Genomic DNA, 26,788 nt, shown 5'->3' on the forward strand with positions numbered 1-26,788 from the left:
CATGGACCGGTCCCCCTTGCGAGCCCACTGGGCGCTCGACCCCGAAACGCTCTTCCTCAACCACGGCTCCTTCGGCGCCTGCCCCACCCGGGTGCTCGAGGAGCAGTCCCGGCTGCGCGCGCGCCTGGAAGCCAACCCCGTGCGCTTCCTCCACCGCGACCTACCGGACCTCGCCGACGCGGCCCGCGGCGCGCTCGCGGACTTCCTCGACGCCAACCCGGACGACCTGGCCTTCGTCCCCAACGCCACCACCGGCGTCAACACCGTGCTGCGCTCGCTGCGCTTCGCCCCCGGCGACGAGCTGCTCACCACCGATCACGAGTACAACGCCTCGCGCAACGCGCTCGACTTCGTGGCCCAGCACTGGGGCGTGCAGGTGGTGGTCGCGAAGCTGCCCTGGCCCACCCCCTCCCCCCAGGCCGTGGTGGACGCGGTGCTCGCGCGCGTCACCGAGCGCACCCGGCTCTTCCTCATCGATCACATCACCAGCCAGACGGGCATGATCCTCCCCGTGGCCTCGCTCGTGCGCACGCTGCGCTCGCGCGGCGTGGAGACGCTCGTGGATGGGGCGCACGGGCCCGGCCAGATTCCCCTGTCCCTGCGCGAGCTGGGCGCCGCGTACTACACCGGCAACTGCCACAAGTGGCTGTGCGCGCCCAAGGGAGCCGCCTTCCTCCACGTGCGCCGTGACGCGCAGCCCCTCGTCCGCCCCCTCGTCATCAGCCATGGGTACAACTCGCGGCGCGAGGATCGCTCGCGCTTCCGCCTGGACTTCGACTGGCTCGGCACGAACGATCCCACCCCCTTCCTGTGCATCCCCAAGGCGATTGAAGTCATGGGCGGACTGGTGCCCGGCGGCTGGCCCGAGGTGATGGCCCGCAACCACGCCCTGGCGATCGCCGCGAGAACCCTGCTCCACCAACGACTGGGCGGCGCCCCCCGCTGCCCCGAGGACATGGTGGGCAGCATGGCCACCGTGGCCCTCCCGGACGGCTTCCCCGAGGAGCCCTCCGTGCTCGGGTTGGATCCACTCCAGGAGCGGCTCTTCCTCGAGCACCGCATCGAGGTGCCCATCATGCCCTGGCCCAAGCCCCCCCACCGTCACGTGCGCGTGTCCGCCCAGCTCTACAACTCGCCCGCCGAGTACCAACGGCTGGCGGAAGCTTTGGAGGCGCTGCCACGCTGAGTAAGCTGCGCTGAATGCCTCGATACGCCACCATCGACGTGGGGACCAACTCGGTCCTCCTGCTCGTCGCCGACCGCCATCCCGATGGCCGCTTCCACGCCGTCCAGGAGCGCGCGGAAATCACCCGTCTGGGACGCGGCGTGGACCAGAGCCGCCGCCTGTCCCCCGAGGGGATGGAGACCACCCTCCAGGTGCTGTCCGACTTCGCCGACGAGGCCCGGCGCCTGGGGGCCGAGGCCATCGCCGTGTCCGCCACCAGCGCGGCGCGCGACGCGGAGAATGGCGCCGAGTTCCTCGCCGCCGCCCGCACGCGCGCCGGCGTCACCGTGGAGATCATCCCCGGCGAGCTGGAGGCCCAGCTGTCCTTCACCGCGGCGTTCGCGGACTTCGGACGCACGGCGCGCGGTCCCCTCGTCGTGGTGGACATCGGCGGAGGCTCCACCGAGTTCATCTACGGGGACACCGCGGGCAAGGTGACCTTCCGCCACAGCTTCGACGTGGGCTCGGTGCGCATGACCGAGCGCTACGTGCGCGCCGATCCCCCCTCCGCCGAGGACCGGGCCCGCGTGGAAGCCCACCTGCGCGAGACGTTCTCCTCGCTGCCGCCCTGCCCCCCGGGTGCCCAACTGGTGGGCATCGCCGGCACGGTGACGACCCTGTTCACCGTGCGCCACGCCATCGATCCGTATGACGCCGGGCGGGTGCATGGAGGCACGTTGTCGCTCGCGGAGCTGGACGCGCTGGTGGACTCCCTGTGCCAGAAGCCGCTCGCCGAGCGCCAGAAGCTGCCCGGTCTTCAACCCAAGCGCGCCGACGTGATTGCCGCCGGAGCCCTCATCCTGCGCGAGTGCCTGCGGGCGCTCGGGCTGGACAACTGCCTCGTGAGTGATCGCGGCCTGCGCTGGGGTCTGCTCGCGCACCGCTTCGGAGCCTCCTCTTGAGCCCGCCCGTCGCCGTGGCGACCCCGGCCGCCGCACCCAATAGCACCTACGCGCTGTTCATCCTCTCGCTCATCAACCTGGTCAACTACCTCGACCGGTACATCGTCACGGTCGCCCTGCCCCACATCCAGCGCGACTTCCAGCTCGACAACACCCAGGCGGGACTGCTCGGCAGCTTCTTCATGGTGGTGTTCATGCTGGCCTCGCCCATCAGCGGCTTCCTGGGCGATCGCGTTCCGCGCCGCTTCCTGGTGGCCGGAGGCGTGCTGCTCTGGAGCCTCGCCACGGGGGCCTCGGGACTGGCGAGCACCTTCGCCGCGCTGATGGTGGCGCGTGCGTGCGTGGGCATCGGCGAGGCGGGCTATGGCGCGGTGGCCCCCTCCATCATCTCCGACCTCTTCCCGCGCGAGCAGCGCACGCGCGTGTTGTCCATCTTCTACATCGCCATCCCCGTGGGCGCGGCGGCTGGCTACGGGCTCGGCGGCTGGTTGAGCAACGCCTACTCGTGGCACGTGGCCTTCTACGCCGGAGGCGTGCCGGGCATCATCCTCGCCGTCATGGCCTTCTTCATGCCCGAGCCCCAGCGCGGCGCCATGGACGGTCCGGACGCCCAGAAGAAGCTGCCCTTCCTCGTGGGCCTCAAGGGCCTGGGGCGCAACCCCGCCTTCTGGTGGACCACGAGCGGCTACACCCTGATGACGTTCTCCATCGGCGGACTGGCCTTCTGGCTGCCCTCCTTCCTCGTCAACGAGCGGGGAATCACGCTGGATCGCGCGGGCTTCCTCTCCGGGGCGGTCACCGCGCTCGCGGGCCTGACGGGGACGATCGCCGGCGGCTGGCTGGGAGACCGGATGGATCGGCGGATGCCGGGTGGAGGTCTGCGCCTGTCGGGCGTGGGGCTGCTGCTCGCCGCGCCGCTCATGGTCCTGGCGGTGAGGGTGTCGGCGCAGGCCCCCATGTTCGCCATCATCTTCATGGCCCAGTTCCTCATCTTCCTCAACAGCGGGCCCATCAACGCGGCCATCGTCAATGGCGTGCCCCCCGCCTTCCGCGCCTTCGCCATGGGGCTCAACGTGCTCTTCATCCACATGCTGGGTGATGCCCTGTCCCCCACGGTCATTGGTAGGCTGGCGGACGTCAGCAGCCTCGCCGTGGCCATCCAGGTGAACGCTATTCCCGTGCTTCTGGGAGGGCTCGCGCTATTGATGGCGGGCAAGGCGTTCCGACATGTAAACGCCTGAGAACCGGGCTCCTCCCGGTTCCCCTCACCCAGGAGAAGTCCGTGAGCCTGCTCTTCTCCCCGTTGCGCCTGCGCGGGGTCACGTTGAAGAACCGAATCGTCGTCTCGCCCATGTGCCAGTACTCGAGCGAGGACGGCTTCGCGAACGACTGGCACTTCGTCCACCTGGGCTCCCGGGCCGTGGGCGGCGCGGGGCTCATCATCCTCGAGGCCAGCGCCGTCGAGGCCATCGGACGCATCACCCCGCAGGATCTCGGCATCTACAAGGACGAGCACGTCGAGCCGCTCGCGCGCATCGTGAAGTTCCTCCACGAGCAGGGCGCGGTGGCGGGCATCCAGCTCGCGCACGCGGGGCGCAAGGCCTCCTCGAGCCCTCCCTCGCTGGGCGGAGCGCCCATCGCCCCCAACGCCCGGGGAGGTTGGACCCCCGTCTCCTCCAGTGGCCTCCCGTTCGACCCGAGGAACCCGGTGGCGCCCACGGCGCTCGACGAGGCGGGCATCCAACGCATCATCCGCTCCTTCGCCGAGGCGGCCGACCGCGCCCGGGCCGCGGGCTTCCGGGTGGTGGAAATCCACGGCGCGCACGGCTACCTGCTGCACGAGTTCTTCTCCCCACTGTCCAACCAGCGCACGGATCGCTACGGCGGCTCCTTCGAGAACCGCGTGCGCCTCATCCGCGAGGTGACCCGCGCGGTGCGCCAGCGCTGGCCCGAGGAACTGCCGATCTTCGTGCGACTGTCCGCCACGGACTGGGTCGAGGAAGGCTGGTCGGTGGAGGACTCGGTGGCGCTCGCGAAGCTGCTCAAGGAGGATGGCGCGGACCTCATCGACTGCTCCTCGGGAGGCGCCGTGCCCGGAGTGAGGATTCCCGCCGGGCCGGGCTACCAGGTGCCCCTGTCCGAGCGCGTGCGCCGCGAGGCGGACATCGCCACGGGCACCGTGGGCTTCATCCAATCCGCCTTCCAGGCCGAGAGCACCTTGCGCACCGGGCAGGCGGACGTCGTGCTGCTCGCGCGAGAGATGCTGCGCGACCCCTACTGGCCCCTGCACGCGGCGAAGGAGCTGTACACCCAGGTGGCGTGGCCGAAGCAGTACGAGCGCGCGCAGAACTGAGCCGACGGGGACTCAGCTCGAGCCCAGGCTCCCCAGCGGAAGGCCGAAGTGCGAGAGCAGCAGTTGCTCGCGCTCCTCGGCCGCTCCGAGCACCCGCTCCACGCGATGTCCCCCCTCCGAGAGGAGGAGCCGCTCTCCGCGCAGGGTCACCCGGCCCCGGGGCGTCTTGCGCGTGCAGAGCAACTCCCGGCGCAGGGGCGACCCGGGCGGTGGGTAGTCCTGGCCGCGCGCCACGAAGTCCTCCCACCGTCTCGGCTCACGCGAGAACGTGTAGAGCCATGGGCACGTGCCATCCGGCTCCTCGCGGGCAAGGCCCCACTCCTCGCCTCTGGGCTCCAGGAGGAACATGCGCCCCCCGGTGGGCCATCGTCCGGGGACCAGTGGCAGGGGCTCGTCGAAGGCCTCCCCGAAGCCCACGTCCACGAGCCACTTCTCCTCCAGGGCGACTTCCAGGACGAGGTGATCCAACCCGGGCGCCGTGGGCCATTCGCCCGCAACGGACACCCGCGCCGCCAGGTACGTCACCTGGAAGCCCAGGGTGCGCAGCAGCGCGGCGAACAGGCCGTTGAGCTCGAAGCCCAACCCTCCCCGACCGCCACGCACGAGCTTGTCGAAGAGCGCCTCCTCCTCGAGCACCATGGGTCGGCCGCCGAGCACGTCGAGGTTCTCGAAGGGAAGTGCCTCGAGATGCTGGAGGTGCAGGCGCCGCAACGCCTCCAGCGTGGGCCGTAACGGACCTCGGTAACCCATCCGCTGAAGGTAGAGACCGAGCTCCATGGCACGCACCAGCATAGAGCCCGCGCGCCACGCGCCCAAATCCGGGCCGGTACCCACACTCCCGGGATGTCGACTGTCTACCGGCCGTTCTTGCGGACGGACAGCTCCACGATGAAGTCGGGCCCGCCCTGGGCGCGGCCCTCGGCCCACTCCAGCACCGCGGGCCGATCGTCCCCCGCCCACAAGCCCAGCAGCTCGTACGTCATCCACTGGGCGAGCGAGCGCGCCACCCGCTGCGCGCCCTCGCGAGACACCGTCGACAGCGAGCCCTGCGCGTCCATCAGCCCGCGCACCAGCCTCGCCGGAATCATCCAGCACTCGGCGCGCAGCGCGGGCGGCACCAGGAACAGACAGACGGAGGACTCGCTCCGGCCCAGCACCGCGTCCACCTGCTCGCGCGCCAGCCGCAGGTTCGGCGCCCACTGGCCCTCGCCCCGCTGCTCCAGCTTGCGCGCCTGCACGAGCACCGCGCGCTTCGTTGTGAGGAAGCCCTCCACCTCCACCGTCAACACGAAGCCCAGCTCCACTCCGGCGGGCCTCGTCCCCTCCGCGGCCTCTGTCCCCTGCCCCGCTTGCTCGCGGCGCCGGTACTGGAAGCCCAGCTCCAGGGGCACGGGCTGTCCCTGCGCGAGGAGGATCGACAGGTCCGAGCGGATGCTGTCCACCTCGTTCTTCAAGTCCTCCAGCAGCCGCGAGACCAGGACGGACTCGTCCTCCCGGAAGTGCTCCGGATAGCGCGCGGAGAAGTCGCGCTCCACGCGGCCGAAGGCGCCCAGGAGCAGTTCCTCCAGGTCCCGATCCCTCAACCACGTCCGGCCGCCACCGAGCGTCAGGGCCCCGGAGGAGCGCAGATGCCGCAAGGCGCCCGTCAGGGTCGCGGGCGTCTCCGGCTCGGAGGACTCGGGCCCCGCGGCGAGCCACGCGTTGATGGCCCGCACGCGGAAGCGCACCCGCGTGGAGGGATGATCTCCCAGCCGGCGCAGGAGCCTGCGATCCGTGGACGTCTTCACCAGCGACAGCGTCACCAGCTCGGACTCGGAGGCGGCCGCGTCCGGCGCGCACCACAGGACGAACTCCATGGCCGCCTTGCGCAGCACGGGCTTCTTCGCATAGCGGCGCGTCACCTCCTGCCGCCATGCCGCCAGCTCGTCCGCGCCGGGCCGGTGCTCCGACTCCATGCGGGGCCACAGCTCCGCGCATTCCTCGGCGAGCCACTCCAGGGCGTCCGCCACCGGAAGACTCCGCACCCGCTCACGCGCCCGGTTGCGGCACTCGAAGGCATCCTCCGCGCCCTGGCGCAACGCCACCCGGAACAGCCGCTCCTCCACCCACAACAACACGAGCGCCAGCCCGGGCTCGGCCTTGGGCACCAGCCGCTCCCAGCAGGTGTCCACCACCCGCCGGTGCCTCGCGAGCTCCCGCTCCTCGTGGAGGCTCGCCACCACCGCGTTCAGGGACGCGCGCAGTCCCTCCACCGGCGGCTCGAAGGAAACCAGCACCTCACTGAGGTTGTCGATGACCGCCACCGCGCCTCCCTCCTCCAGGTTCCGGGCGAGCAGCAGGCCCGCACGCGTGCACCAGCGCGCCTCGCGCTTGCCGTGCGCGTAACACCCCAGGAAGCCGCGCAGCTCGCCCGGGTTGCGCGCCGAGGCCACGAGCTGGAAGAGCTTCTCCTCGAGGATGTCGCGGCACTCGCGCCAGGGAATCTTCGCCGCCCGCTCGCGGATGAAGGCCACCAGCTTGTCGCGGCCCTCGCGCAGGTGCGGCAACAACTCCCGGAGCTGATCCAACCGGCCGATGAGCCGCTTGTCCGAGCCCAGCAGCGTCTTCAGGTCCACCGCCACCGTGTCGTTGAAACACAGCACCCGGCCGTCGAACGTGCAGCGCACGCCACTCACCAGGCGCCGCAGCTCGTCCGGGTGGCGCTTGAGGTAGCGCGCCACCACCTTGGACAGCTCGGCGTCCACCTCGCGCGTGAGCGGCTCGAGCGCCTCGCCCTGTCCCCCGCCGCGCAGCGCCTGGACGAGCTGATCCTGCCGGGAGAGCAACCGCAGGAGCAGCTCGCGGGGCGCCTCCGAATAGGGCCACAGCAGTTCGCCCGAGTGCACCAGCAGGAACAACAGCTCTCCGGGAGAGCGCGGGCCCACGTCCAGCCGGGCCCAGGTGGCCGCCTGCGCCCGCTCGCGCTCCTCCAGGGTGGCCCGCCGCACCCAGTCGGTGAGCTGCTCGGCCCACTGGGGACGCGATGCGAGGACCGCGTCGGCGGGGGCGCCCGAGGCCTGCTCGTAGAGCGCCTGGAGGGAATCAGGCCAGTGGGGATCGACGGAAGACATGTGCCGCTTACCGCCCTGGTATCACATCCGGCGTCGCGGCAGCAGACGCCAACCGCGGTTGGTACTCCCCCGCCAGCCGCTCCACCTGCTGCGCCAGTCCTCCTCCCTCGGCGAGCAGGCGGGCCTTGAGCCGCGCCCGATTGCCCAGGGTGAAGAACACGGACACGTCATGCCGCACGACGCTCCAGCGCTCGGAGAAGTACAGCGTGAGGAGCGCGAGCGGAGGAACACCCAGCAGCACCGACACTCCCACCGGCGCCCCGAGCCACAGCCATGCCCCCACCGTGAGCGCCGCCCACCACACCGCCGACGTCACCGCCGCCGCGAGGAACTTCACCGTCGCCTGGACGTCCAGCTCCGCGTTGCGGCTCGCCCAGCGCGGAAACAGATAGGGCACGTAGAACAGACACAGCCCCACGAGCGACAGGGGCAGGCCCACCACGAGCAACAACAGGTTCTTCAGTGCGAAGCGCGCCACGGGAGCGGGCTGGTACTCCAGCGACAAATCCGCGGGGTCCGCGCGCACCAGGGACAGGTGGCGCTGGAAGGTCATGAGCTGGCCGCGCACCCGCTCGAAACGCTCGGGCTCTTCCGCGCGGAACAGCTCGAGCCCCCGCGCCCAGTAGCGCAGCCGCTCCGGATCCTTCGCCTGCTTCTGGCGCAGGGCGTAGAGGTCCTCGGCCAGTTGGATGAGCGGCAGGTCCTCCCACTTGTCCAGGTTGAGGGTGACGGCGCGCAGCGCTCCGGCGATGCGCTCGGTGAGCGCGCGCACCGAGGCGGCCTCGTCCGCGCCGTCCGCGGGCAGGAAGTCGCGCACGTCGATGGGGGCGCCCACCTCGATGAGCACCTCGCTGCGGAACAGATGCTTGTCCGCGTACGTGAGACCCACCGGGACGATGCGCACGGCGGCCCCCTGCTTCGCCGCCCCGAGCGCGATGCGCGCCGCGCCCGTCTTCAGCTCCGCGAGCCCGGGCTCCGAGTGGCTCTTGCCCTCGGGAAAGAGGGTGATGGCCCGGCCCGCCACGAGCGCTCCGCGCGCCGCGTCCAGCGTGCCCTCGTTGCGGCCCATCTGCGTGGGGTCATCCTGCTTGCGGTACACGGGCAGTGCCCCGAGCCCCCGGAGCAGGGCGCCAATCACGGGAATGCGGAAGAGCGGCTCCTTGGCGAGGAACGTCACCTGCCGTCGCGTGAGGATGAAGACGAGCGCGGGATCGATGAGCCCGTTGGGGTGATTGCCCACGAAGATGACGGGCCCCTCGGTCTCGGCCTGGGGGGCATGCACCTTCACCCGGTAGAAGAGCCGCAGCAACAGCGCCACCAACGTCCGTACGAAGCCGTAGAACACGCGCGCAGTGTACACCGGGCGGCGCATGGCCCAACCCGGCGGCTCAGAACGCGCCGATGCTGAAGTGGAGCTGCCCCCAGGGCTCGTTGAGCACCTCGTCCGGGTCCAGGTTGATGCCCACGTCGAAGGCGAGCGGGCCCACGGGCGTCACGTAGCGGAAGCCGGCGCCCACCGTGTAGCGCAGCGAGGAGAACCGGTAGGCCGTCTGATCCAACCAGAGGTTGCCCGCCTCCAGGAAGAGGCCCAGGTCGAACGAGGAGCGCACGGGGATGCGCAGCTCCGTCTTGGCCAGGGTGAACAGCTCGCCGCCCTCGCTCACGGGTGGCTGCCCCGCGAGCAGGGTCAACAACTCCGCGCTACAGCCCGCCGGCTGGATGAGCGAGCGGCAATCGGCCACCTGACGCCGCAACTGCGTGCGCCGGTCCTCGCCGAGGATGCCGTCCTCGCGGAAGCCACGCAGGTTGCTGGAGCCGCCCAGGAAGAAGCGCTTGGAGCCGATGACCCGGGCGTCCTTCTCCAACGGCAGGATGATGCCCGCGCGAACCGACACCGCCAGCACCGTGCCCGAAGGCAGGGGCGCGTACACGCTCGCGTTCCCCGAGAGCTTCACGTTGTGCAGGGGCAGCGCCTCCAGCGGGGTGCCGCTGCTCGTGGTTTCGTACGATTGCAAGTCCCTCATCCACTCGGCGCTGGTGGATACCAACAGGCCCTTGTGGGGATTGGCCGGGTTGTCGCGCAGATCCACCGCCGCGGATGCGCGCAACGAATGCAGGATGAAGAAGCCGTAGGGGAAGCGCAGCCGCTCCTGGTCCGCCCGGTTCAGCGTGGCGAGTGGGCGGGTGCCAGCCTGCAGCACGTTGCCCTCCAGCTCGTACTGGAGCGTGGCGTTCAACCAGCGCGTCACCGACCAGTCCAGGCCCGTCACCGCGGCGACTCGGGAGGACAGATAGGAGGGCCGCTGCACGCGCTCGGTGATGAGATCCAGCCGCGCGCCGACCTCCAGGGGTTGCAGGCCGTAGAGCCGCGGCAGCACCGCCGACAACACGGCACGCCCGCCGAAGTCATTGATCCACGGAGCCGGAGCCGGACACTCCTCCGGCACCGTCGTGCAGGTCAGCCGGAGCGCGTTCGCCTTCTCCACGCCCTGGGTGCTCCACCCCACGTAGTTGAGCTTCAACCGGGCGGACAGGTTGAGGCCGCGCCCATCCACGTTCGTGCGAGCCGCGTCCAGCACCAGGCGCGGACCTTCCGACAGGAAGTAGCCCCCGGCGATCTCTCCCTCCCAGCGCGGGCGCTCGCGCACCTCCACGACGATGTCCTTGTTCGCCTCCGGCACCTCCGGCTTGTCCAGCCGCACCGTCACCTGCCGGAAGATGTTGAGCAGCGCGAGCCGGCGCTGGCTCTCGACGAGCTTGTCCGGCACCACCACCTCGTCTTCCTTGAGGCGCACCGTGGCGAGCACCACGTCCTCCTCGGTCCGCACCAGGCCGCGCACGAGGATGCGGCCCACCGTCACCCGGGGCCCGGGCTCCATCCGGAAGAGCAGCGACACGCCCGCCTCTCCTGGCGTGGGCTCGGCCTCCACGCGAGCGAAGAGATAGCCCTGGCGGCCCAGCTCGGTAACGAGCTCCCGCCGGCCGGACTCCACCGTGTCGGGGTTGAGCGCATCCCCGGGCGCCACGTGCACGAAGCGCTGGCCCTCGAAGCCCGGGGGACCGCCCTCCAGACGCACGGCTCCCACGCGCAGGGGCGAGCCCTCATGCACCTCGAACCAGGCCTCGGCCGTGCCCCGGCTCAGGCTCTCGCGCATGCGGGTGAAGCGCACGTGGGCCTCCAGGAAGCCGCGCTCCCGGTACGCCTCCGTCATCGCCTCCGCGGCGTCCCGGTACGCCTCCTCGACGAAGACGATGGCCGGATCCAACAACCACTCGCCCGGTCCCCGGCGCGAGCCCTCCGGCCCCATCTCCGCCACGCCCCGCAGGCGCGGCGGCGTGCCCGGCTGGGGCGTGCTGGCCCGCAGGCGCTCGGTGAGAATCTCGCGCAGCGCCTCGTTGGACAGCACCGTGTTGCCCCGGAAGTGCACCCGGCTCACGCGCAGCACGGGCCCCTCCTCGATGTCGAAGGCGAGCACCGCCGCCTCCCCTCGGGGGTGCACCAGCTCGCGCGGCTCCACGTGCACGGCGTGAAAGCCCCGGTAGCGATAGAAGAGCTCGAGCCGCCGCGCCAGGCGTGCCACGGTCGCCGCGTCCAGGGGCTCCGCGCCCTCGTAGGCGAGCACCCGCCTGAGCAGTGCGTCCGCGAAGTGGTGGTTGCCGTGGAAGTGGAGGCTGAAGCGCGGCCCGGCGGACAGGGGCACCACCACGGTCGCCGCGCCCGCCAACTCGTCGAGGATGGGCTGGCCCACGCTGGCGCGCCAGTGGCCGCGCTCGCGCAACAGGGTGCGCAGCCGCTCGAGACCCGCGTCCAGCCCTCCCCGATCCAACACCCCGCCCACGCGCAGGCCCAGCGTGGCGAGCAGCTCGGACAAGGGCAGCCCCGGACTGCCCGTCACCGACACGGCCGCCACCTGCGTGGGCCGGCCCTCGAAGACGGTGAAGACGAGCGCCACGCCGCCAGTCTCCTGCTCGCGCGTGAGCTCGATGCGGGCCTCGTTGTAGCCCTGACGCCCGTAGGCCCGGGCCATGGCCTCGAGGGCCGCGTCCAGGCGCTCCTCGTCGAGCCGCTGTCCCACGATGATGCCCTGCGCCTCGAGCACGTCCTGGAGCGCCGCGTCCTGGAGGACGACATTGCCCTCCACGGCGAGGCGCAGCAGGGGTTGGACGGGCGTGAGCTCGAACACCACGCGCACGCCCCCGGGCACGTCCACCGAGCGCACGATGATGTCGGAGAAGCGCTCGCTCGCCCACAGCCGCTCCACCGAGCGCCGCACGGCGCGGGCGGACAGGGCCTGGCCCTTGCGGACCGCCACCAGCGGCGAGAGCCCCTGGGTATCCGCGTCACCTGGCAGGAGCAGCTCCACGCTCACGACCGTGGGGGTCTCCGACTGCGCCACCGCGCGCGGGGACAGCAGCCACAGGACGCACGTCAGCGCTACTCGGACTGCCAGCCCAGCTTGAGCTCGAGTCCAAGGTTGCCAAGAGTGCTGAGTGCGGTCTCGCTGTGCTCGTTGTCCCACTGAAGCTGCATGGAAAGGCGGTTGTCGAAGCGGTACTCGGCACGCGCTCGGGTGCCGCGCCCGCTCACGGGCTGTGTGAGTTCAATCTTAAGATGCTCGGAGAGGAAATTCGACTTCAACTGTGCCGTGGGCTCGGCCTGTTGGGTGACATCGTTGTAGCTGGTGGAGATCTGCAGGGACAGGTCCTTGAGGAGCGGGTTGCTGGGAAGGAAGCGCTTCACCTGCCGGTCCAGACCGGACATGTTGAAGAAGGCCTCGGCGGCGAGCCCCACGCCAGCCGAGGTGGCCGTCTCCCGGTCCGTGCTCATGAAGCCCAGGGTGAGCAGCGACAGCACGTCGCCCTCGGGCAGGGCCGGCTCGGAGGTGAGCCGCAACTCGGGCGCGGCGGGACGGCCGGTGGCGTGCAGTTTCACCTGGTATTCGCGCACCTGGGACTGGGCGCTCAGGTCGAACACCGGATCAATGCCATACCGGTCCTGGAAATCAATCAGACCGCGGGTGATGGTGAACTGGTTGTTGCGGAAGAAGGCCTGGCTGTCCGCGTCGGTCTCCACCCTGCCGAGCACGCCCGGGCGAGCATTGGTCCCGGTGAGGTGCAACAAGCCCTTCAGCCGAGCCCGGGCCAGGTTGTTGTCCACGGACACGTCTTTCAGGTTCAACGCGACGTCCAGGGTCAGGTACTCGCGGGGACGCTCGACGGTGGGTGAAGGCAGCACGATGCGCCGGGACAGCCGCTTGAGGATGTCCTCCAGTTCAAGGCCGCGGCGGTAGCGCAAATTGAGGATGTCCAGCACGCCCCCCAGCCGCAGTTCCTCCGGCGTACCGGTGAGCGACAACTGCCCGGTGGTGGTGAAGGGCAGGTCCTCGTGGAAGCGCATGGACACCTCGTTGAGATGCACGTCCAGCGACACGTCCGTGGGCTGGAAGTCGCGCAGACTCACCTGCCCGTTGGCCTTGAATTGGCCCTCGTTGAGCGTGCCCTTCAGCTCTTCGAGGAGGATGCGCTGCTCGGTGAACGGCACCAGTCCGGATACCGACCGGGCCGCTATCGGCTGGTCGCGCAGGGACAGCCGGGCGTCGGAAATGAGGGCCGAGCCCTCCAGGGATGGACGGTCCGGCCTGCCGCTGGCCACGGCGCTGAGCTCCACGCGCCCCGCGGTGCGGGTGAACATCGGCGCGAGCGACTCCAGCAGGCGCAGGTCCACGGCGCCCTGGAGGAAGAACTCCATCTGCTCGGGAGTGGCCCAGCCGCTGGCGGACAGCTTGGTGTCCTGACCGCGCAAGGTGAAGGAGGGGACCTGCAACCGCCCGTTCGCGTATTCGAGCACGATGGGGCTCTCGTTCTCGACCGAGACCACCTCGCGTGACAGGGCGAGCCGCTCCACCCGGGCCTTGAGCTGGAGCGCATCCATGTCGCGCAGCGCGCCCTGGGCCTCGACCACCGCCTTGATCGAGCCGGACACGCCCTGGGTGAAGGCACTGGCGGGCAGCAAGGGACGGATCTCCGGCAGTTCCAGCGTCACCAGGGCCTCGAAGGGATAGGGCTCCTTGAGGCGCAGGGACAGCACGCCGCTCGTGTCGCGCGAGGGGCGACCCACCACCTGCAGCTCGCGGCCCTCGAGCCGGGCTTCCAGGTCCATGTTGCCCAGGTCGCGCTCGGCGAACGTCACCCGGGGGCCCCACACCCGCGCCATCGTCACCGGCACGTCCGTGTTGCCCGACACCGTGCCCTCCAGCGCCAGCGTCCCCTGCACGCCCAGGCGCCGGGCCGACTCCGGGCCGACGAGCTCCGCCAGGGACAGGCGCTCCCCGCCGAAGCGGTAGTCCAGCCGGCCCTTGTCCGGCCCGGAGAGGAAGAAGGAGCCCTCCACCCAGGTGAGGCCCAGCGCCCCCTCCAGCGCCGTGCGCTCGAGCACCATGGCCCCGCTCCGGTCGAAGCGCAGCCGCGTCGAGCCATCCCCCATGCGGCGCCCGTAGTAGGTGGTGTTGCGGAAATCCAGGGCGACGAGTCCCTCGAACTGCTCCAGCGGGCTGTCGATCTCCACGCGGCCCGAGGCCTCGCCCACCAGCGGCCCCTGCATGAGGGAGACGTTGGGGTGCATGGGGGCGATGAAGTCGATGAGATCCTCGGTGCGGCCGCGCGGCACCTCCACCTCGGTGCGCAGATGCAGGGCGCGGCCGAAGGTGAGCGCCGCGTTGCCGAAGTACTGGGTGCGCCCCTTCTGTCCGGAGAACATGGGCAGGCCCAGCACCTTGTCCTGGTACGTCACCTTGCCCTGCACCACGCCCAGGTCGAAGTTCCAGAACTCGAAGTCGCGCAGGGACAGGTCCGCGCCGATGCGCACCTTCGTGTAGGGGCCCTCGACCGTGGTGCTCACCGAGCCACGTCCCGCCCACGCGAGCTGGGCGATGTGGCCGAAGTCGGAGAGATCCACGTCCCCCCGGACATCCACCAGCAGGCCCCGTTGGGTGTCGAAGAAGAGCGTGGCGCCACCGCCGAGGCGCGAGCGGCCCGAGTCGATCTGCATGTCGGAGAAGGTGACGCGGTCGGACAGCAGCGCCACCCGCGTGCGCGCGTGGCCCCGCTCGTAGGTGAGGAAGGTACGTCCGCGCTCCGCCGGTGCATCGAAGGCGCGCGAGGCGAGCACGAAGCGGCCGTGGGACAGGTCCAGGTCACCCGAGAGCTGGAGCTTGGGCAGGAGCGTGCCGGACAGGCGGGCCTTGGCCGTCGTGATGGGGAAGTCCACCCAGGAGCCCGGAACGCCGGCCTTCTCCAGGATGCGGCCGAACGACGCGTCGTGGACCTCCAGCGCCAGCGAGACCGGCAAGCCCGAGCGCAGCGTGAGCGAGCCGGTGATGCGCGCGTCTCCCGCGCCGATGGGCAGCCGCAGCTCCTCGAGCGTCACCTGCTCGCCGGAGTAGATGAGCCGCGCGGTGAACGTGCCCGGCGAGAACTTCCCGTACGCGAGCCCGCTGCCCGACAACTCCGCGGACACGGTGGGCGCGGCCGGAGGACCATTCACCGTCAGGCGCGTCCAGAGGTGGCCCTGGGCGGGCTTGGGCAACAGCCCCGAGCGGGACAGCGTGCGCAGCGGCAGGAACACCTGGGCATCGAGCGCGAGGTTCGGCTCGCACAGCCGCTCCACGCGCCCGGAGATGTTCACCGTCGCCTCGTCGAGCGCCACCTCGCCCCGGTCCACCTCCAGCAACTGCTCGTCCACGTCCAGCGCGCCTGAAATGGCCAGACGTCCCAGGGCGAGCTCCTGTCCGGGCCCCAGCCGCACGAGGCCCCGCCGGGCCTCCATCTCGAATTCCTCCTCGCCCCAGCGCTCGCGCAGGTTCACGTCCAGCTCGGACAGCTCCACCTGCCGGCCACCGGGCAGCAGCAGCCGCACCTCCGCGCCGGTGAGGCTCAGCCGCGCCAGACTCAACCGGCGCAGGGGAATGAGCGGGCACACACCCGGCTCGCTCCGGGGCGCCCGCGGGCGCGTCAGGTCCAACGCGAGCCGCGGCCGGCTCACGCGCACGAGATCGATGGCGAGCTGACCCGAGAAGATGTTGGGCAGGCCGAGCTGCACCTCGGCCTGGTCCGCGGCGAACAGGGGTGAGTCGCTCTTGCCAGGCTCGGAGACGGACACGCCGCGCAGCACGAGCCGCTGGCCGAGCGGATCCACCTCGCACTCACCGATGCCCACGTCCAGGCCGAGCAGCGCGGGCAACTGGCGCCGCGCCTGGGCGCAGACGGTGTCCCAGGCCGTGCGCGTACGCAGCAGCAACACCGTCCCCACGATGAGCGCGAGGACGATGAGCCACGCGGGAATGCGCCGCGCGCCCTGCTGCCTGTTCCTTGGGGCCAAAACCGCTACAGTTTACCCAGTCCCTCGAGGTAGCGATCGATCTCCGCGAGGTCCACCTTCGGGCTGCTGACTGGCCGACTGGCGGAGGTGGGAATTTGGGGGGTGGTGGTAGCCGAGCCGCCCTGCAGGCCCAGGTTGTCCGCGACCCGCTGGATGAGGGGCTGGCCGATCGTCTGCTCTCGGAGCAGGAAGGCCTCGAAGAGGGCGTTGTCGCAGATGCTGTTGATGACGCGCGGGGTGCCGCCCGAGCGCTGGTGCACGGTGGCCAGCGCCTCGGCGGTGAAGGGCATGCGCGGACAGCCGGCCAGCCGCAGGCGGTGCTTGATGTAGGCCTCGGTGGACTCGGCGGTGAAGGGCTCGAGCTTGTAGCGCAGCGCCACGCGCTGGGCGAGCGGCGGATCCAGCTTGAGGTTCTTCTCGATCTCCGGCAGCCCGAAGAAGACGAAGGAGATGAGCTTGCGCTCGGGGACCTCCAGGTTGAGCAGTCCCCGGAACTCCTCCATGAGCTCGCGCGTCTCGAGCATCTGGGCCTCGTCGATGAGGACGACGGCCTTCTTGCCGGACTCGTAGATTTGGAGCAGCCGCTGGTAGAGCTGCGACAGCAGGGCGAGCTTCTCCTGGGCGGGGTTCTCCACGCCCAGTTGCAGGGCGATGCGGCGCAGGAGCCAGTTGGCGGTGATGCCCGAGTGGATGATGACGAGCAGCGCGGCCTCGTACTCGGACTCGGGCAGCGAGTCGAGCATGCGGCGCGCCAGCGTCGTCTTGCCCGCCCCGATGTCACCCACCAGGATGGACAGGCCCTTCATGTAGCTCACGGCATGCATGAGCCGGGTGAGCGCCTGGGAGTGCTGGGCCGAGTTGTAATAGAAGCGGCTCACCGGAGCGTTGGAGAAGGCCTCCTGGGTGAGTTCGAAGTAGTCGAGGTAGGTGGTCATGGTCTCGGCGAACCTCGGACTGAGCTAGACGTAGCCGACCTTACGCGGTTTGGCGGCCGGGGGGGGAGCCGCCACGGGAAGCCGGGATCCCGTCCCCGCGGCCCCGCCGGGCCGGGAGGTGGCGGAGGGCAGCGGATCCGCCACCGGAGACGTGGTGGCGGACAGCCGCTCCACGTGGGCGGCGACATCGCGGAACTTCTCGTCGAGTCCGGCGACCCGCTGGAAGTGGTAGAGCGCCTTGCCCGGCTCGCCCACGGCCTCGTAGGCCATGGCCAGCTCGAAGCCGAGCGCCTTGGGAACCTCCCCGACGGCGTGCTCGGAGGCGATGGCCTGCTTGAATGTTCCCACCGCCGCGCGGGCATCGCCCTTCTGGAACTGCAGCATGCCCGTCATGGTGAGGCAGTCCAGCTCGCGCTTCTTGCCCAGGCAGCCCTCGCGCGCCACGGCGAACTCGTGGAGCGCGTCGTCGATGAGACCCATCTCCCGGTAGGCGATGCCCAGATCGTAGTGCGTGTCCACGTCCTCGGGCTTGACCACCTTGGCGAGGCCCTTCTTGAACTCGGCGAACACCTCCTCCACCGAGTACTGGAAGTCCTCCTCCACGGGAGGCGCGGCCTGCTCGACGCCCAGGTCGCCGAACTCGCCGGCCAGCTCCGACGCCAGCACGAAGGCATCGCGCTCGGCCGGGGACTCGCCCAGGGCGGGCACCACGGGCACGGCCAACTCGGTGGCGGCATCCTCGGCCTCCGTGGCCTCCGGAGACTCACCCGACTCGAGCGCCTCGAGCCGGGCCATCAGCTCGCTCGCGCGCGCGTGGCCCGGGAAGGCGATCATCACCGTCTCGAGGATTTCCCGCGCCTCTTCGTAGATGCCCTGGTCGAGGAAGAAGCTGGCCTCGTCGCACTCCTCGCCACCGGGCTCTTCCTCGGGCGCCTCGACCACGGGAGCGGGCCTGGCGGCCGGCGGAGGAGCCTTGGCGGCCACGGCCGGCGCGGGCTTCGCGGCGGGAGCAGCAGGCTTCGCGGCGGGAGCAGCGGGCCTGGCGGCGGGCGCGGCGGGCTTCGCGGCGGGGGCAGCGGGCCTGGCGGCCGCAGGCGGAGCCTTGGCGACGGGCGCGGGCGCCTGGACGGGGGCCCGGGGCGCCACGACGACCGGAACGGGCTCCGGCTCCGGTTCGGGCTCCTCGAGCTCGTAGGCGCCGAGCGCGGGCGAGTCCGCGGGCGTGCCCTCGTCGTCCATGTCGGGAGCGGCGAACGGGTCCGGCTCGGAGTCGGGCGGCTCCAGTTCCAGCGAGTACTCGCGCGCTGGCTCGTCCTCGTCGGTCTCCTCGCCCTGCAGCGGCTCGCCCTCGAGCGGCGCATCCAGGGGCTCGTCCAGGGCGTCCGTGCCGACGTAGGCGACCGTGGTCTCCTCGGGCTCTTCTTCCGCGCCGAGCAGGGGCTCGTCCTCCGCCGGCTCATCCGCGAGCACCACGCCCTCCTCCTCATCGGAGTCCGAGGGGAGGCTGAACTCGCCGGAGACGATCTGCGCGTCCTCGTCGTGCTCGTCGCTCGCGGAGACGAGGGCCATCTCGTCATCCATGGGCTGCGCGAGGGCATCCGCGGGAGCGTCGGCCACGACGATCTCATCGTCGTTGGAGTCGACGAATTGGCGTCCTCGGCCACGGACTCCACGGAGGAGTTCGCGCTGGGCGCCGCGTCATCCGTCTGCAGCACGGACAGGAAGGCGGGCACCTCGGGGTGGCCGGGGTTCTGCTGGAGGATGGTGGTCAGGTAGGGCTGGGCGCGCTGCACCTCGGCGCGGCGCGTACACAGGCGCAGCACGTTGAGCAGCTGCTCGCCGGCCTGGGCCACGTTCCCCGAGGCGACGTAGATCTGGTACGCCTTTTCGTGCGCGTCGAGGTTCTCGGGGTCCACCGAGAAGATCTTCCGCAGGTGATCGAGCGCTTTGTCGTGCAGGCCGTACTTGACGTAGACCTCGGTCTCCGTGAGCAGCTTGGAGAACTGATCCTTGCCCGAGGAGGCCGCGGCGGCCGGAGCGGCCGTGGCGGCGGGAGCCGCTGGCGACGGGGTGCTCGGGGGAGGCGAGGCCGGAGCGGAAGGCGCCGCGGGAGTGGCCACCACCGCTTCCATCGAGCGCGAGGGCCGGGAGACAGGCGCGGCGGCGGCCGGGGACACGGCGGCCATCGAGCGCGAGGGCCGGAAGGCGGGCTCGGCGGAGGACGCCGCGGGAGCCTCGGCCTGGTAGGCCTGGAGGTCCGCGTCGGTGGGATCTAGCTCCGCGATGCGATCCCAGATGTCGCGGGCGTCCTGGGCGCGGGAGCGCTCCTGATAGACCTTGGCCAGCTCCTTGTAGACGGAGATGGTCTTGGCGGTCTGGCCGAGCCCGTGGAAGGCCTGGGCCAGCATGCTCAGCGTCTCGACGTCGCGCCCATCCGCCTTGAAGCACACCTGGAGCCGGGCGAGCGCGCGCTTCTGATCTCCGCGCGCGAGGTACTGCTGGGCCAGATCCCTGGCCAGCGCGACGTTGTCCGGCTCCAGCGTGGCCAGGCGCTCGGCCACGCGGAACCAGTCATCCATCCGGTTGTTGCGCTTGAGGTACTCGGCGGCCTTCTTGAACTCCTGGGCGGCCTCGCGCGCCATGTTCTCGCGCGCGTACAGCTCGGCGAGCTTGATCTTCGACGCCACGTTCTCGGGGTCGAGATCCACCATCTTCTTGAGCGTATCCAGGGAGTTCTTGACGTCGCCGGCCTTGTCGTAGTGGTTGGCGACGATCTGGAAATACGCCATGGCCTCGGACATCAGGCCGAGCTGCTGATGGAGCTCCGCGAGCTTGAGGTTGACGTCCAGCAGGTTGGGGTTGAGCTTGAGGACCTGCTTGTAGAGCGCGACGGCCTTGAGGAAGAAGCCATCGGCCGAGTACCCCTCGGCGACCTTGGTGAAGTAGAAGGCCGCCTGGACGTTGTCGTTCTTCTTCTGGAACAGCTCCCCCATCTTCTGCAGGACGCGGCCGTCCTTGGGGTCTGCTTCCAGGACCTTCTGGTACTCCTTGATGGCCTTGTCGTAGGCGCCCTTCGCGACGAGCTTGGCGGCGGCTTCGATGATCTTGTTCTTGTCCATCGAGCGTGGGCTTCCTGCCGAGCGAACCCCCTGGAAAATCTGGGGTTTCTGCTTCCTTCAAGGAGACTGCGAGGGAGGTGGGAGGCTAGCGGAATCATCCCTCGGGGGTCAAGGAATCCACCGGGTTGGCCCCTCTGTCGGATCAGGAGCCTGGGTGACGAGCAGACAGGCAGCCGTCAGGGTGTCTCTCAGGGGGTCTCTTCGATGGCCTTGCGCAGGCGCTTGGTGCCCGTCTCGGAGGCGAGCAAGCGTTCCACGAAGCGGGTGTCGTAGTTGCCCTCCATGAAGGACTCCTCGGCCAGGGCCGCCCGGTGGAAGGGGATGTTGGTGCGGATGCCCTGCACCACGTACTCGCCCAGGGCGCGCTGCATGCGGCGGATGGCGGTGGGCCGGTCCTCAGCGTAGACGATGAGCTTGGCCAGCAGGCTGTCGTAGTACGGCAGCACGGTGTAGTTCTCGTACGCGCTGGAGTCCACGCGCACGCCATAGCCACCGGGCGCGCTGTAGGCGGTGATCTTCCCCGGCCAGGGCGCGAAGGTGACGGGGTCCTCCGCGTTGACGCGGCACTCGATGGCGTGGCCGCGCATCTGGATGTCCTCCTGCTTGCGCTGCAGCGGCTGGCCGGAGGACAGCTTGATCTGCTCGCGCACCAGGTCGATGCCCGTGACGAGCTCCGTCACCGGGTGCTCCACCTGGATGCGGGTGTTCATCTCCATGAAGTAGAACCGCCCGTTCTCGTCGAGCAGGTACTCGATGGTGCCCACGTTGTTGTAGCCGAGCTTCTCCATGGCGCGCACGGAGACCTCGCCCATCTGCTGGCGCAGCTCGGGGGTGAGCGCCGCCGAGGGGCTCTCCTCGATGAGCTTCTGGTGGCGCCGCTGCACCGAGCACTCGCGCTCGCCCAGGTGGATGACGCGCCCATGCTCGTCGGCGACGATCTGGATCTCGATGTGGCGCGGCCGCTCGACGTAGCGCTCGATGTAGAGATCGCCGTTGCCGAAGGAGGCCACGGCCTCGGCGGCCGCCGTGGCGAACGCCTGCGCCAGCGCGCCCGGTTCGCGCACGATCTTCATGCCCTTGCCGCCACCGCCCGCCGCCGCCTTGAGGATGACCGGAAAGCCGATCTCCCGCGCGAAGGCCTCCGCCTCGCGCGCGTCCTTGAGCGCGGTGGGACTGCCGGGCAGCAGGGGCAGGTTCGCTTCACGCGCCGCCTGGCGGGCACGCACCTTGTTGCCCATGAGCCGGATCATCTCCGGCCGCGGCCCGATGAAGTGGATCTTGCAGTCCTGGCACACCTTGGCGAACTCGGCGTTCTCCGACAGGAAGCCGTAGCCCGGGTGGATGGCGTCCGCGCGGGTGATCTCCGCCGCGGACAGCAGCTGGGGGATGTTGAGGTAGCTCTCCTTGGACGCGGGCGGGCCGATACAGACCGACTCGTCGGCGAAGCGCACGTGGAGGGCGTTGGCGTCCGCCGTGGAGTGCACCGCCACGGTGGCGATGCCCAGCTCCCGGCAGGCACGAATGACACGCAGGGCGATCTCCCCGCGGTTGGCGATCAGCACCTTCTTGAACACGATGTCGTGCCTCCGCGGGGCGCGAGGAGCGCCCGCGTATGTCAGACCGGCTCGATGCGGAACAGCGTCTGGCCGAACTCGACCGGTTGCCCGTTCTCCACGAGGATTTCCACCACGCGACCCGCCACGTCGGCTTCAATCTCATTCATCAACTTCATGGCCTCGATGATGCAAAGCACCTGGCCCTTCTTCACCACCGAACCCACCTCCACGAAGCTGGGCTGATCCGGGGCCGGCGTCCGGTAGAACGTCCCCACGAAGGGGCTGGTGACGGCGTGGCCGGACTTCTCCGCGGCGGGGGCGGCAGCGGCGGCGGGAGCCGGCGCGGGCGCGGCGGGCGCGACGGCCACAGGCGCGGCGGACACCAGGGGAGCGGGGCTCACCGAGGGGGTGATGGGCGCCGCGTGCACGATGGTCGGCGAGGGCACGTGGCCCCGGCGGATGAGCAGACGCTCATCGCCCCGCTGCCAGTCGAGCCGCGTTACCTCCGAGGCCTCGAGGATCTCGACGATCTGCCGCAGGGACTCCACGTCCAGCGAGGTGCTGTTGCCCTCCACGCGGATACCCTCGGTCCGCGCGCCGGACGCGGACTCGGTTCGCACTGCCTTGCGCTTGCTTGCCACGGTTGCGTCCCCTCCCTGGGCCCCGATGAACCGACTAACCCGCGGTGGCCACGCGCGTGAGGTACTTGCCTCCCTCGCGCGTGTCGATCTTGAGAACGTCGCCCTCGTTGATGAAGAGCGGCACGTTGACGACGAAGCCCGTCTCCAGCGTGGCCGGCTTCAGGGCGCCGGACACGGTGTCGCCACGCACGCCCGGATCGCACTTGCTGACCTTCAAGTCCACCGAGTTCGGCAGCGTCACGGCGATGGCCTTGCCGTTCCAGAAGAGCACGTCGGCGTCGATGTTCTCCTTCAGGAAGTTCTTCGCCTCCCCGAGCACCTTCTCGCTGAGGAAGGTCTGCTCGAAGTTGCGCTTGTCCATGAAGTAGTAGTCGCCGTCCTGCACGTACAGGAACTGCATGGCCTTCTCTTCGATGTCCGGCACGCCCACCTTGTCACCGGACTTCATCGTGGGCTCCAGCACGCGCCCGGACAGCAGGCTGCGGATCTTGGTGCGCACGAAGGCCGAGCCCTTGCCGGGCTTGACGTGCTGGAAGTACTCGATCACGAACGGCTCACCGTCGATCTCGATCTTCAGGCCATTGCGGAATTCGGATGTATCGATGACACCGGCCATGGACAGCTCCTTCGGACGACTCGCGAAAAGTCCGGGGTGTCTAGCCGATGGTGACGCGGCTTGCAAAGTGAAAGGCGCGGCGCACCGCGCCGTCCGCCCGCCAGCCTACAGCTCGGCGCGGATCTTGGGCGCCGTGAGCCGCAGGATGTAGCGGCCCTTGCCGTAGTTGCCGTCCGCCCGGAGGGCGAGCACCAGGAAGTACTCGGGCGACACCAGGCGCATGAGCGTCAGCACCCTCTCGCTGTTGATGCTGACCTCCTGCACCTCGCCCGTCTTGAGCGACTCGGCGGCCTGCCGGAGTTGACCGAGCAGGTTGGCGTACTCGATCCACGCCCCGTTGAGCTCCAGCTCGAGCGCCTCCTCGTTCTGGTGGGTGTCCACGGCGATGCCGTCGAACCCCATCACGCTGCAGGCCAGCGACCCATCTACCTGATTGACCACGGACTCGAGGTGCGTGCGGAAGGACATGGCGGCTGGCTTCTAGGCGGCTGGGAGTGGAGGGTCAAGGAGTGGTGGGAGCAGGCCCACAAGCGCTCCGCACGTCCTGTCCAAAATTGCAGATACCCGCAGTGAGCGGCTTCGATTCACAATCGCTGGCGAACACCTGCACGGGGAAGGAGAACTCGTTGCTCTCCGCGTTGCTGGTGGAGCCCAGACGGCCCCGGGCCTTGATGTAGGAGATGACGCTTACCCCAGGATACGCCGGGGCCGCCGCCCTCAGCTTCTCGAGTGCCAGGGGGCCAAAGGCGGTCAAGGGCACGTAGCTGTTGTCACTGGTGGTGCCCGCCGGCACGACGGCGTTCGTGGCAACGCGCTCCTCCTCGGGGAGGCCGAGATCCGGGGACGCCTCATAGCGGTAGACGAACTCGGTCAGGGTGACGCTCTCCCCCCCCACGAGCGTCGGCGTTTCTCCGACGAGGACGGTGCGGGCGACGGGAATGGTGCTCCGCACCCTCACGGCCATCTGGTAGTTGCCTCCGCCCGCCAAGTCGAGAGAACCCTGGCTGATGAACTTGGCGGTATCCGGCGCACACGATCCCCCTGGAGAGCCCGACAGCGCCAGGACATTGGAAAACACCACGGGCGCATCTTCTTGCGCGGAGACGCAACCCGACTGCGCCACCGCCAGCGCCGCAACCATCATCAATCGCTTCATGGACATCGGCTCCATTCGACGGTTCGAGGAAATACCGGCTAGAGGCTCTGCGCGATCGTCTGCCGGTTGAGGATGCGCGGCGTGATGAAGATGAGCAGTTCCTGCCGGTTGTCGCTCTCCGCGTGCCGCTTGAACAGCAGGCCCAGCACCGGAATCTTCGACAGGAAGGGCACCGAGGCGGTCGACGTGCTGCCGCGGCGCACGTAGATGCCACCGATGACGGTGGTGTCACCATCCTTCACCAGCACCTGGGTATTGGCCTCCTTGCGCTGGATGGCGGGCTGACCGTTGGAACCGGTGTTGGCCGGGTCCGGCTGGTTGTTCTGGGCGTTGATGGTCATCAGGATGCTGCCATCCTGGGTGATGTGGGGCGTGACCTCGAGCGACAGGCGCGCCTCGACGAAGGTGGTGTTGGCGCCCGCCGAGGACACCTGGCTGAAGGGCAGCGACACGCCCTGGCTGATGCGGGCGGTGTTGTTGTCCAGGGTCGTCACCTTGGGCGAGGAGATGGTCTTCAGGGTACCCTCGAGTTCCGCCGCCGACAGGCGCAGGTTGAGGGCGAGCGCACCGCCCGCCGAACCGAAGACGAAGCTCATGGCACCACCCGTACCCACGTCCGCGGCCGCCGGCAGGTTGACGGCGAAGTTGGGGACGGGGGGAAGACCCGGTGCCGTTCCCGCCACACCACCGGTCGCCACCGCCGTGCTGGGGAAGAGCAGGCCGGTGGCATTGCCCAGGGAGCGCGAGGCGATGGCCTGGCCACCCCACTGCACACCCAGTTCCCGGCTGAACGTGGTGTTGGCTTCCACGATACGGCTCTCGATGAGCACCTGGGGCGTCTGGGTGTCCAGGTTGCGCACGAGGGCACGCGCCTTCTCGATGTTGGCACGCACGTCCTTCGTGATGAGCACGTTGGTGCGCGTGTCCACCGTCACCGTGCCCCGCTCGCTCAGCACGTCCTTGACCCGGGCGGCCATGTCGCTGGCGATGGCGTAGTTGACCGGGATGAGGTTCACCACCAGATCCTCCTGGGCGATGAGCGACTTCTTGCGCTCCTGGCGCAGCTTGCTCTCCTCCTCCAGCGTCTTGAGCGGAGCCACGCGCAGGATGTTGCCGAGGTCCTCCTTGCCCAGCGACTTGGTGCGCAGGATGATGTCGAGCGCCTGATCCCACGGCACGTTGCGCAGGCGCAGGCTCAGCTTGCCCGTCACGTCATCGGAGACCACGATGTTCTTCTTGGCGAGCTCCGCGATGATGCGCAGCAGGTTCTGGATGTCGATGTCCTTGAACTCGAAGGACACCTTCTTGCCGCGGTAGCGGGCCTGCTGCGGCGCGCCCTCGGCGGCGTAGGTGGGCGCCTCGGCGGTGAAGCCGGCGGTGCGCTGGGTGACGGTCACCTGCTCCGTCTTCACGCCATTGACGCTCAGCCGCCACGACAGACCGCCCGACACCTGGCTCATGTTCTCCTCGATGGCGCCATCGGCGGCCACCACCAGGCGCACCCGGTTGCCCTCACCCGGCACCGAGAAGGCGCTGATCATCTTCACCGGCGTGTCCAGCTCGCTGGTGTCCAGGCTGCGCTCCAGCCGCCGCGGCAGCCGGGCATTCTCCAGCGTCAGCACCGCACTGCGCGGATCCGGCCGTTCCACCTTCCACGCCACCGTGCCCGACAGCTTCAGGTTCACCCGGCCGCCGGACTCGTTCTCGTCGAAGGACAGCTCCTTCACGTCGACGGCGGGCAGGCGCGCGTCCACGGGGGTGGCGCGCAGGGGCTCGCTCTCGGCCACCACCTTCTCCGGCATGCTGGCCGGAGCGTTGGACTGACGGGCCAGCTTTCCACCGAACACCACGGCCAGACCGCGGCCCGAGCGCTCCACGTGATACGCGGGCATGGTGTTGCGCACATCCAGCACCAGGCGAACCTTGTCGGAGTGGGCCCCCACCCGCAGGTCCTTCACCGCCCCGGAGTTCACGCGCGGAGCCCGCGCCGCCAGGCCCACGCCATACACGTCCACCGCGAGCCGGGGAGGATCCGCCAGCTCCAGCACCTCGTAGCGGGCGACCTCGCCGTCCGCGCGGATGTTCAGCGTGTCGCGGGCGAAGGAGAGCCCGGTGATGCGGCGGGCCGGATGCGCCACCTCGCGCTCGTCCGCCTCGGCCGCCACCACGTTCTCCGGCAGCACGGCGGCCTTGTCCTGGCTCACCTCCGCGGGCCGGGGAGAAGCGGCCCGGGTCTCCACGGGCCCGGCACTGGCCACGGGGGCCGGCTGGGGCTTCGCCTCGGGCGCGGGCGTCTTCACCTCGGGCGCGGGCGTCTTCACCTCGGGCGCGGCGGCCACGGGCGCGGGCGCCTGGGTGCCCTCTACGGAGATGACGACCCGGTTGCCATCCGCGCGCACGTCATACTGAGCCGCCTGCTGCAGGGCCACCAGGAGCCGGCCCACGCTGGCGCGCTCGTCGGAGAACTGGGAAGCCACCACGCCCACCACCGGACCCTGCCCGTTGTGGTGCCCCTTGATGCCCGTGGCGTCCGCCGACGACAGGTCCACCACCAGGCGCTCGGGTCCACTGAGCCGGAAAACAGTGAACGTGGGCGCCCGTGTGCCCGTGACGACCACCTGGGCGCCCGCTCCCGTCTGCACGACCTTCAGGTCCCGCAACGTATTGAGTTCGGCGGCCTGAGAGTCCAGGCCCAGGGTGGCGGCCAACAGGGCCACCACCACGCTCACCAACTTGCCCCTCGTCACAACGCTCTCCTCGAGCATGCTTCCCCTCAACAAGTTGCACTGTGCCATTGG

The 26,788-nt window shown here is 69.9% G+C and carries 18 protein-coding genes; 4 read left to right on the top strand and 14 right to left on the bottom strand.

The window, feature by feature from the left end; all coding sequences use genetic code 11:
• Position 1 precedes the first annotated feature (1 nt).
• From D187_RS12090 to D187_RS12105, 4 genes are read left to right on the top strand one after another with little or no spacing between them, the layout of a single operon-like run.
• Positions 2–1,186, top strand: coding sequence for an aminotransferase class V-fold PLP-dependent enzyme (locus D187_RS12090; protein WP_043429354.1), 1,185 nt, complete (start codon positions 2–4; stop codon positions 1,184–1,186).
• A gap of 14 nt (positions 1,187–1,200) precedes the next feature.
• Positions 1,201–2,127, top strand: a complete 927-nt coding sequence (locus tag D187_RS12095) for a Ppx/GppA phosphatase family protein (protein ID WP_002631869.1) — start codon at positions 1,201–1,203, stop codon at positions 2,125–2,127.
• Positions 2,124–3,368, top strand: a complete 1,245-nt coding sequence (locus D187_RS12100) for a spinster family MFS transporter (RefSeq protein ID WP_002631868.1) — start codon at positions 2,124–2,126, stop codon at positions 3,366–3,368. Before D187_RS12095 ends, D187_RS12100 begins: the two co-directional genes overlap by 4 nt.
• A 41-nt stretch (positions 3,369–3,409) precedes the next feature.
• Entirely contained in the window at positions 3,410–4,480 is a 1,071-nt protein-coding gene (locus tag D187_RS12105) for an NADH:flavin oxidoreductase/NADH oxidase (protein WP_002631867.1), read from the top strand.
• 12 nt (positions 4,481–4,492) lie between these two features.
• Here D187_RS12105 and D187_RS12110 read toward each other — a convergent pair whose 3' ends face one another.
• The 14 genes from D187_RS12110 to pilQ all read right to left on the bottom strand — a co-directional run bounded on the left by D187_RS12110 (position 4,493) and on the right by pilQ (position 26,755).
• The gene (locus D187_RS12110; RefSeq protein WP_043429516.1) at positions 4,493–5,257 is read right to left on the bottom strand and encodes an arylamine N-acetyltransferase family protein; all 765 of its coding nucleotides are present in this window, start codon (positions 5,255–5,257) and stop codon (positions 4,493–4,495) included.
• Positions 5,258–5,334: 77 nt separating this feature from the next.
• Entirely contained in the window at positions 5,335–7,590 is a 2,256-nt protein-coding gene (locus tag D187_RS12115; protein WP_002631865.1) for a hypothetical protein, read from the bottom strand.
• A 7-nt stretch (positions 7,591–7,597) separates the two neighbouring features.
• Positions 7,598–8,935, bottom strand: coding sequence for a lysophospholipid acyltransferase family protein (locus D187_RS12120; protein ID WP_002631864.1), 1,338 nt, complete (start codon positions 8,933–8,935; stop codon positions 7,598–7,600).
• Positions 8,936–8,978: 43 nt separating this feature from the next.
• Positions 8,979–11,960 carry a POTRA domain-containing protein gene (locus tag D187_RS12125; RefSeq protein ID WP_002631863.1) on the bottom strand — a complete coding sequence of 994 codons (2,982 nt, stop codon included), beginning with the start codon at positions 11,958–11,960 and terminating at the stop codon, positions 8,979–8,981.
• Between the two features lie 65 nt (positions 11,961–12,025).
• The gene (locus tag D187_RS12130; RefSeq protein ID WP_002631862.1) at positions 12,026–15,967 is read right to left on the bottom strand and encodes a translocation/assembly module TamB domain-containing protein; all 3,942 of its coding nucleotides are present in this window, start codon (positions 15,965–15,967) and stop codon (positions 12,026–12,028) included.
• A 5-nt stretch (positions 15,968–15,972) separates the two neighbouring features.
• Positions 15,973–16,902 (bottom strand): ExeA family protein, encoded by a 930-nt coding sequence (locus tag D187_RS12135; protein ID WP_002631861.1) that lies wholly within the window; start codon positions 16,900–16,902, stop codon positions 15,973–15,975.
• Positions 16,903–16,926: 24 nt separating this feature from the next.
• Positions 16,927–17,844, bottom strand: coding sequence for a tetratricopeptide repeat protein (locus D187_RS57680; protein ID WP_245591683.1), 918 nt, complete (start codon positions 17,842–17,844; stop codon positions 16,927–16,929).
• Positions 17,736–20,021 carry a tetratricopeptide repeat protein gene (locus D187_RS12140; RefSeq protein WP_002631859.1) on the bottom strand — a complete coding sequence of 762 codons (2,286 nt, stop codon included), beginning with the start codon at positions 20,019–20,021 and terminating at the stop codon, positions 17,736–17,738. The genes D187_RS57680 and D187_RS12140 overlap by 109 nt, the downstream gene beginning before the upstream one ends.
• A 188-nt stretch (positions 20,022–20,209) precedes the next feature.
• Positions 20,210–21,595 (bottom strand): acetyl-CoA carboxylase biotin carboxylase subunit, encoded by a 1,386-nt coding sequence (accC, locus tag D187_RS12145; RefSeq protein WP_002631858.1) that lies wholly within the window; start codon positions 21,593–21,595, stop codon positions 20,210–20,212.
• A gap of 41 nt (positions 21,596–21,636) precedes the next feature.
• Entirely contained in the window at positions 21,637–22,218 is a 582-nt protein-coding gene (accB, locus tag D187_RS12150) for an acetyl-CoA carboxylase biotin carboxyl carrier protein (protein WP_043429358.1), read from the bottom strand.
• Positions 22,219–22,252: 34 nt separating this feature from the next.
• Complete coding sequence (gene efp, locus D187_RS12155) at positions 22,253–22,834, bottom strand: elongation factor P (protein ID WP_002631856.1); 582 nt, start codon at positions 22,832–22,834, stop codon at positions 22,253–22,255.
• Between the two features lie 105 nt (positions 22,835–22,939).
• Positions 22,940–23,302 (bottom strand): roadblock/LC7 domain-containing protein, encoded by a 363-nt coding sequence (locus D187_RS12160; protein WP_002631855.1) that lies wholly within the window; start codon positions 23,300–23,302, stop codon positions 22,940–22,942.
• 34 nt (positions 23,303–23,336) lie between these two features.
• Positions 23,337–23,990 (bottom strand): hypothetical protein, encoded by a 654-nt coding sequence (locus D187_RS12165; protein ID WP_155893311.1) that lies wholly within the window; start codon positions 23,988–23,990, stop codon positions 23,337–23,339.
• Positions 23,991–24,028: 38 nt separating this feature from the next.
• Entirely contained in the window at positions 24,029–26,755 is a 2,727-nt protein-coding gene (gene pilQ, locus D187_RS12170; protein ID WP_043429365.1) for a type IV pilus secretin PilQ, read from the bottom strand.
• Positions 26,756–26,788: the final 33 nt, after the last annotated feature.

It is taken from the genome of Cystobacter fuscus DSM 2262 (assembly GCF_000335475.2).
Taxonomy (GTDB): domain Bacteria; phylum Myxococcota; class Myxococcia; order Myxococcales; family Myxococcaceae; genus Cystobacter; species Cystobacter fuscus.